General features: G+C 71.6%; 5 protein-coding genes. 2 read left to right on the top strand and 3 right to left on the bottom strand.

Annotation, left to right across the window (positions count from 1 at the left end):
* Positions 1 to 1,822 (top strand): efflux RND transporter permease subunit (locus tag ASF18_RS24510; protein ID WP_244472575.1); only part of this gene is annotated, 1,822 nt, incomplete at its 5' end.
* A 394-nt stretch (positions 1,823 to 2,216) separates the two neighbouring features.
* Positions 2,217 to 3,077, top strand: a complete 861-nt coding sequence (locus ASF18_RS04480; protein ID WP_244472574.1) for an SGNH/GDSL hydrolase family protein — start codon at positions 2,217 to 2,219, stop codon at positions 3,075 to 3,077.
* Between the two features lie 144 nt (positions 3,078 to 3,221).
* Here the strand turns inward: ASF18_RS04480 and ASF18_RS04475 are convergent, their stop codons facing one another.
* The 3 genes from ASF18_RS04475 to metG form a co-directional block, all read right to left on the bottom strand.
* Entirely contained in the window at positions 3,222 to 4,034 is an 813-nt protein-coding gene (locus tag ASF18_RS04475; protein ID WP_056349819.1) for an MBL fold metallo-hydrolase, read from the bottom strand.
* Positions 4,035 to 4,106: 72 nt separating this feature from the next.
* Positions 4,107 to 4,886: a TatD family hydrolase gene (locus ASF18_RS04470; protein WP_056275081.1), complete on the bottom strand. Its 780-nt coding sequence runs from the start codon at positions 4,884 to 4,886 to the stop codon at positions 4,107 to 4,109.
* Between the two features lie 59 nt (positions 4,887 to 4,945).
* Positions 4,946 to 6,520, bottom strand: a complete 1,575-nt coding sequence (gene metG / locus ASF18_RS04465; RefSeq protein ID WP_056349817.1) for a methionine--tRNA ligase — start codon at positions 6,518 to 6,520, stop codon at positions 4,946 to 4,948.
* Positions 6,521 to 6,554 lie beyond the last annotated feature (34 nt).

The raw sequence follows: 6,554 nt of genomic DNA, 5'->3' as shown, positions 1-6,554 counted from the left end.
GGTCCTCGACGCCATCCTGGAGGTGCGCACGGCGGTCGCCTACGCCACCATCGCGGTGCTGCTGGTCTTCCTCCCCGTCCTCGCCCTGTCGGGCATCGCCGGCCGGCTGTTCGGCCCCTTGAGCCTCGCCTACATCCTCGCCGTGGTGGCCTCGCTCGCCGTCGCCCTCACGGTGACCCCGGCCCTGGCGATGGGGCTGCTCACCGGCCGGCGCGAGGCCTCGACCCTGGACCCGCCGGTGATGCGCGTCGCGCGCGGCGCCTACGCCCGCCTGCTCACCCGGATCGACCGCGCCCCGCGCGTCCTCATGGCCTGCGGCCTCCTCGTCACCCTCCTGGGGGCCGCGATGCTGCCGTTCTTCGGCTCGACCTTCCTGCCCGACCTCAAGGAGGGCCACCTGATCCTGCACATGGCGGCGGCGCCCGGCACCGCCCTGCAGGAATCCCTGCGGCTCGGCACCCGCATCACCGCGGAGCTGAAGGCGATTCCCGGCATCCGGGCGGTGGCGTCGCAGATCGGCCGGGCCGAGGCCGGCCAGGACACCGCCGGCACCCATTACAGCGAGATCCACATCGACCTCGAACCCGGCCTCGACGGGGCGGGGCAGGGGGCGGCGGAGGCCCGGATCCGGGCCGTGATGGCGGGCTTCCCCGGGGCCGCCTTCTCCCTCAAGACCTTCCTCACCGAGCGCATCGAGGAGACCGTGTCGGGCTTCACCGCCCCGGTGGTGATCAACGTCTTCGGCACGGATCTCGGCGCCATCGAGACGGCCGCCCGGGACATCGCCCGCGAACTCGCCGAAGTGCGGGGCGCCGTCGACATCCAGCAGAGTTCCCCGGCGGGCCTGCCCCAGGTCAATGTGGGCTTGCGGCCCAACGACCTGCGCCACTGGGGCCTCTCGGCCATCGAGGTGATGGAGGTGGTGCGCACCGCCTACCAGGGCGACATCGTCGGCCAGACCTATGCGGGCAACGCCGTGTTCAACGTCCTCGTCATCCTCGATTCCGCCACGCGGGGCCGGCTCTCGGCCCTGAGCGACCTGCCCTTGCGCGGCTCCGGCGGCCGGGTGGTGCGCCTCGCCCAGGTGGCGGACATCTACGAGACCTCCGGGCGCTATCAGGTCCAGCACGAGGGCGCGCAGCGGGTCCAGGCGGTCACCGCCAACGTGACGGGGCGCGACGTCGCCGGCTTCGTGGCCGATGCCAAGCGCAAGATCGCCCGCGCGGTCGCCCTGCCCCCCGGCACCTATGTGGGCTTCGCCGGCTCGGCCGAGGCGCAGGCGCGGGCCCGGCGCGACCTCCTGGTCTATGCGGGGCTGGCCGGCCTCGGCATCGTCCTCCTGCTGGCCATCGTGACGGGAAGCCTGCGCAACCTGCTGCTGGTCCTGGTCAACCTGCCCTTCGCCTTCGTGGGCGGCGTGCTGGCGGTCTTCGCCACCGGGGCCGTGCTGTCGCTGGGCTCGATCGTCGGCTTCGTCACCCTGTTCGGGATCAGCTTGCGCAACACCATCATGATGATCGCCCATTACGAGCACCTCGTGGTGGAGGAGGGGCAGGCCTGGGACCGGGACACGGCGGTTCGCGGGGCCGCCGACCGGATGGTGCCGATCCTGATGACCTCCCTGGTCACCGGCCTCGGCCTGCTGCCGCTGGCGCTGGGCGCCGGCGAGCCCGGCCGCGAGATCGAGGGCCCGATGGCCATCGTGATCTTGGGCGGCCTCGCCACCTCGACGGTGCTCAACCTCCTGATCCTGCCGACCCTGGCCCTGCGCTTCGCGCGCTTCGGCACGCCGCAGGGCAGGGCGCTCGAACCGGTCGCCTGAGGCACCCTCGCCCCGCGCGACCCGGACGGCACGGCGGCGTAGACCAGGAGGGCCAGATCCGGGGCCAGGCGAAGGCCGGATGGCCGTCCCGGACCCGGGTTCAGACCCCGTCCCAGACCCCATGAACGCCGTTCGCATAAGATATATTATGGAACCAGAACCCGTCGAACCGGGGCAGGGGCCTCCCGCGACGAAGGGTTCACCCATTCCCGACACCGCGTATTCATGCAATCTCCACACGGGCGATTCACGTCGTTGCTAGTTCTTGGGCGCGCAGCGACCGCCAGGGGTGCTAAACCGCTGGCGGATGTCACAATTCCTCCTCATAATACATGATACCGGGCACCAGCCGAGCGGATGCCCGTCCGAATCGATCCTCTCCGAAGCGAATGCGATGCCGATCCTTGCACGCCCCTCCGCTGCCCTGAGCCTGGTCCTGCTGGCCGTCGGATCCGTTTCGCTCGCCACCGGCGCGCCGGCGCGCGCGCAGGCCGAGCCGCAGCGCACCGCCCTGGTGCAGCCGCCCCAGGCCGCGGCGATGGAGACGGCCCGACCGATCGTCCGGACGGCGATCCCGCGCCGGGCGCTGGCCCGCCTGCCCCGTCTCGCCGGCCTGATCGCCCAGGGCCAGGCCGTCCGCATCGTGGCCTTCGGCTCGTCCTCGACCGAGGGCTCCGGCGCCTCCTCGCCGGCCACCACCTACCCGGCCCAGCTCCAGCGCGACCTCACGGCGCGGCTCGGGGCGATGGGCGCGGAGCATTCCGCCGTCACGGTGCTGAACCGGGGCAAGGGCGGCGACGATTCCGAGGCCATGGCCCGGCGGCTGGAGCGCGACGTGCTCGCCGACAAGCCGGACCTCGTGATCTGGCAGACCGGCAGCAACGACCCGATGAGCGGCGTCAGCGTCGCGCGCTTCGCCGAACTCACCCGCGCCGGCATCCTCGCCATGCGGGCCACCGGTGCCGACGTGGTCCTGATGGACCAGCAATGGTGCAAGAAGCTCTCGACCACCGCCGGGGCCGAGGCCTACGGCGCCGCCCTGCACGCCATCGCCACCGAGCTCAACGTGCCGGTGATCCGCCGCAACGCGATGATGCGCGCCTGGGCCGCCCAGGGGCTCCTGTCCCCGACCCAGATGATCGGTCCCGACGGCCTGCACATGACCGATGCGGGCTACGACCGCCTGGCCCGCGCCGCCACGGCGCAGCTCCTGGCCAATGCGGGCCTGCCGCAGGACGCCGGCACCCAGAACTGAGCCGAGGAGGGGATCGGGGGAGGCGGCGGACCGCCCTCCTCCCGGGAGTCCGTCCGGTTCATCCTGGCCGAGACGGACTGGCGATTCCTCGTCTCGCCGTTCGTCTTCTCGGGAGAACCGGTTTCCCCCGATCCCGGACGAACGCTAGAGATCCAGCGTGACGCTCAGCCCGTCATGGGCCGGCACGACGTTCGGCGGCAGCTTGGCGCTCAGCGTGGCGTAGTCGAGATCCGTGTGCAGGTTGGTCAGGATGGCCCGGCGCGGCCGCACCGTCTCGATCAGCGCCAGGGCATCCGAGACCGAGTAATGCGTCGGGTGCGGGGTGTCCCGCAGGGCATCGATGATCAGCAGGTCGAGGCCGTGCAGCCGCGCCTGCGACGCCGCCGGCATCAGGCTGACGTCGGGCGCGTAGGCCGCCGGGCCGAAGCGGAAGCCGAGGGCCGCCTCGTTGCCGTGCTCCAGGCCGAAGGGCAGGGCCGTGATCGCCCCGCCCGGCCCCTCCACCACCGTCGATTCCCCGTCCGCCAGGTCGTGCATGTCGAGGATCGGCGGATACTCGCTGCCGGGGGGCGTCTCGAAGCAGTAGCCGAACCGCGCCTCCAGCAGGCGGCGCGTGCGGGCGTCGGCGAAGACCGGGATGCGCCGGCGCATGTGGATGACCAGAGGCCGCACGTCGTCGATGCCGTGGGTGTGGTCGGCATGGGCATGGGTGAACAGCACCGCGTCGAGGCGCTGGACCGCCGCGCCGAGCAGCTGCTCGCGCAGGTCCGGCGAGGTGTCGACGAGGAGGGTGGTGGCGGCTCCTGCCGGGTCGCCGTCCTGCCGCTCCACCAGGAGCGAGCAGCGCCGGCGCCGGTTCCGCGCCTCCTGCGGGTCGCAGGCGCCCCAGCCGTAGCCCACGCGGGGCACGCCCCCGGACGAGCCGCAGCCGAGGATCGTCAATCGCAATGCGCCCATCGGCACCTCCGCCCCCGTTGGTATCGGAGGGGGCGGGGGCCTGTCACGCCCGATCCGAGCCCCCTGCCCGGCTCAGGCCGCGGCCTTGTGGAACAGGCGGTGGAAATTGGCCGTCGTCAGCGCGGCGAAGTCCGAAAACTCCATCTCGAGGGTCTGGGCGAGGGCGCGGGCGGTGTCCGCCGTGTAGGCCGGCTCGTTGGTGCGGCCGCGATGGGGCTCGGGCGCCAGGAACGGGGCGTCGGTCTCCACCAGCAGGCGGTCGCGCGGCACCGACCGGGCGATCGCCCGCAGGTCGTGGGAGCGCCGGAAGGTGACGATGCCGGAGAAGGACACGCAGAAGCCGAGCTCGACGCCGACCTCGGCCAGGCGCGCCCCCGACGAGAAGCAGTGCAGGACGGCCGTGAAGGCGCCGCGCCCCATCTCGTCGACGAGGATCGCCTCCATCTCCGCATCGGCGTCGCGGGAATGGATCACCAGCGGCAGGCCGGTCTCGCGGGCGGCCGCGATGTGGCGGCGGAAGACCCGCTCCTGCACCGCCTCGGGGGCGGCGTTGTCGTAGTGGAAGTCGAGGCCCGCCTCGCCGATGCCGATGCAGCGGGGATGGTGCGTGCGCGCCACGATGGCCTCGGTCGGCACGTCGGGCTCATCGCCCGCCCCGTCCGGGTGGGTGCCGATGGTGTGCCAGATCTCGGGGTTGGCCTCCGACAGGGCTTCGTAGGTCCGGGCCTTGGCGATCCGCGTGGAGATCGTGACCATCCGGGTCACCCCGGCCGCGCGGGCGCGGGCGAGGACGTTGGGCAGATCCTCCGAAAAATTCGGAAAATCGAGGTGGCAGTGGCTGTCGACCAGCATGAGGCGAGGCTCGGAAAACGGTGGGGTGGGCAAGATGCCGTCGGACGAGACGCCGTCGTTCACGCCGAAGACGCCTCCGGCTCCACGAAGCGCGGGAACAGGCCGACGGGGGCGGGGAGCGGCGTCCCCGGCACGAGGCGACCGCCCTCCCCCACATCGGCCAGCTGGCGCCGGTCCGCCGGCACGGCCAGGAGGTCGAGGAGCCGGGCGCCGGAGCCCGGCATGAAGGGCTGCACCAGGATGCCGATGGCCCGCAGGGTCTCGGCCACGACGGAGAGCGCCGCCGCCATCCGGGCCGGATCGGATTTGCGCAGGACCCAGGGCTTCTGCGCGTCGAAGTAGCGGTCGGCGGCGGTGATCACGGCCCAGATCTCGGCCAGCGCCGTGTGGAGGGCGAGCCGGTCCATGGCCGCCCGCACGGTGGCGGGCAAGGCGTCGGCCAGGGCCAGCAGGGCGCGGTCGTCCTCCGTGAGGACGCCGGGCTCGGGAATCGTGCCGCCGAGGTTCTTGGCGATCATCGAGAGGGAGCGCTGGGCGAGGTTGCCCAGCCCGTTGGAGAGGTCCGCCGTGTAGCGGGTGATGATCGCCTCATGGCTGTAATTGCCGTCGCCGCCGAAGGGCACCTCGCGCAGCACGAAGTGGCGCACCGCGTCGACCCCGTAGGTCGCGATCAGGTCCATCGGGTCGACGACGTTGCCCAGCGACTTCGACATCTTCTCGCCCTTGGAGAGCAGGAAGCCGTGGCCGAAGACGCGCTTGGGCAGCGGCAGCCCCGCCGACATCAGGAAGGCCGGCCAGTACACCGCGTGGAAGCGGACGATGTCCTTGCCGATGACGTGCAGGTCCATCGGCCAGAACTTCGTCCGCGCGTCGGCCTGGTCGGGAAAGCCCGTGACGGTGAGGTAGTTCGTCAGGGCGTCGACCCAGACGTACATGACGTGGTCGGGGTGCCCGGGCACCGGCACGCCCCAGTCGAAATTCGTGCGGCTGACCGAGAAGTCCTTGAGGCCGGAGCGCACGAAGCTCGCCACCTCGTTGCGCCGGGTCTCGGGGCCGATGAAGTCGGGCTCGGCCTCGTAGAGGGCGAGGAGCCGATCCTGGTAGGCCGAGAGCCGGAACAGGAAGTTCTCCTCCTCCATCCAGGTCACCGGCGTGCCGGTGGCCTTGGCCACGGGGACGCCGTCGGTTCCGGTCTCGAGTTCGTCCTCGGCGTAGTAGGCCTCGTCGCGCACCGAGTACCAGCCGGCATATTTCGACAGGTAGAGGTCGCCGTTGGCCTCCATCCGGCGCCACAACTCCTGGGCGGCCGCGTAATGGTCGGGCTCGGTGGTGCGGATGAAGCGGTCGTGGCTGCAATCCAGGGCCTCGGCCATGGCACGGAAGCGCGCGGACATGGCGTCGACGAGGTCCCGCGGGGTGATCCCGGCCTTGGCCGCCGTCTGCTGGATCTTGACGCCGTGCTCGTCGGTGCCGGTGGAGAACAGCACCTCGTAGCCGTCGAGGCGCTTGAAGCGGGCGATCGCGTCCGTGGCGATCACCTCGTAGGCATGGCCGATATGCGGCGCGCCGTTGGGATAGGAGATCGCGGTGGAAAGACCGAAGGTCTTCGCGGTTGCCGGGTCGGTGGCGGTCACGTCGAGGGGTTCCCCGGATACAGGGTTCACAGGA

It is taken from the genome of Methylobacterium sp. Leaf89, from assembly GCF_001422215.1.
GTDB lineage: Bacteria > Pseudomonadota > Alphaproteobacteria > Rhizobiales > Beijerinckiaceae > Methylobacterium.
The sequence above is the reverse complement of the archived record's forward strand: the minus strand, read 5'-3'. Positions and strand labels throughout refer to the sequence as shown.

Coding starts and splice junctions, on each gene's coding strand:
- ASF18_RS04480 (WP_244472574.1), top strand. CDS start 2,217: ATGCCGATCCTTGCACGCCCCTCCGCTGCCCTGAGCCTGGTCCTGCTG.
- ASF18_RS04475 (WP_056349819.1), bottom strand. CDS start 4,034: ATGGGCGCATTGCGATTGACGATCCTCGGCTGCGGCTCGTCCGGGGGC.
- ASF18_RS04470 (WP_056275081.1), bottom strand. CDS start 4,886: ATGCTGGTCGACAGCCACTGCCACCTCGATTTTCCGAATTTTTCGGAG.